General features: G+C 51.6%; 2 protein-coding genes. Both read right to left on the minus strand.

The window, feature by feature from the left end:
* Positions 1–59: 59 nt before the first annotated feature.
* Positions 60–458 (minus strand): hypothetical protein, encoded by a 399-nt coding sequence (locus tag U9983_RS27595; RefSeq protein WP_322756811.1) that lies wholly within the window; start codon positions 456–458, stop codon positions 60–62.
* 21 nt (positions 459–479) lie between these two features.
* Positions 480–852: hypothetical protein (locus U9983_RS27600; protein WP_322756812.1), on the minus strand; the 373-nt coding region annotated here is incomplete at its 5' end.

Here is an 852-nt window from a genome sequence, read left to right on the forward strand (position 1 = left end):
GCCGACCGGCAGATCCCGATCGTTATTACGCTCTACATTTCCATAAAGATCGAAAACCCTCAGGATGTGACATACAACTCGACAGTTATTGCGTCACCCGACTTAATTACCAGATTACCGGCACTGAATTCCAGGATCGAGCCAACAAAATCCCCCACTTCATTATGCAAATCCTTCACATCTACTACTTCGACAAATCCCGCATTGCCAATTTGCGTCTCCACCAGAGCGAATACCCATGACTTTGATGGCCAACACCATTCAGGAAGTTGAGGCCAAGCCCCCACGGAAACCCTCAAAATCCAATCTGTTGCCGATGTAAAAATGATCGACCCCCCATCCCTGAAGACGAGTTCCACGGAATCCAGGGATGGGGCGGCATCAACGCTTTCGCTCAGATAGAAGATCCCTTGTAGGCTGGCTATTTCTCGGCCGAACGCCTCGCGCAATAGGTCCATATACAACCCTCCTCCCTATCATCACTTAAAAAACGGACTCGCAGCTTCGAACCATCCGTTCGGATGAGACATCGGAAACATCGTAACAAACTCTCCATCACCCTTTGTAATCAATAGATCGCCACCCTTGCGATAAAAAAAGTAGTCCCGACCTCCTCCTCCCTGCGGATTCCATGCTCCTCGGCGGATCTCATCATACGAGAAACGTACGTCATCCATTCTCATACGGAACCATTTGCGAGCATCGGCGTCGCCTGGATTGAAACCATAGTCCTGGGCGTGCTTCCCCCATTTTCTTCCAAACTGCTCCTCGTTGACAGAGAACTCAGAACTGTCGCCCGGGTCGTCGTCGGGGTTGGTGGGTGAGTCGGGGAAGGTAGGTGGGGCGGGGGGG

The sequence above is a fragment of the Protofrankia sp. Cas3 genome (assembly GCF_963555955.1).
In the GTDB taxonomy this organism is placed as follows: domain Bacteria; phylum Actinomycetota; class Actinomycetes; order Frankiales; family Frankiaceae; genus Protofrankia.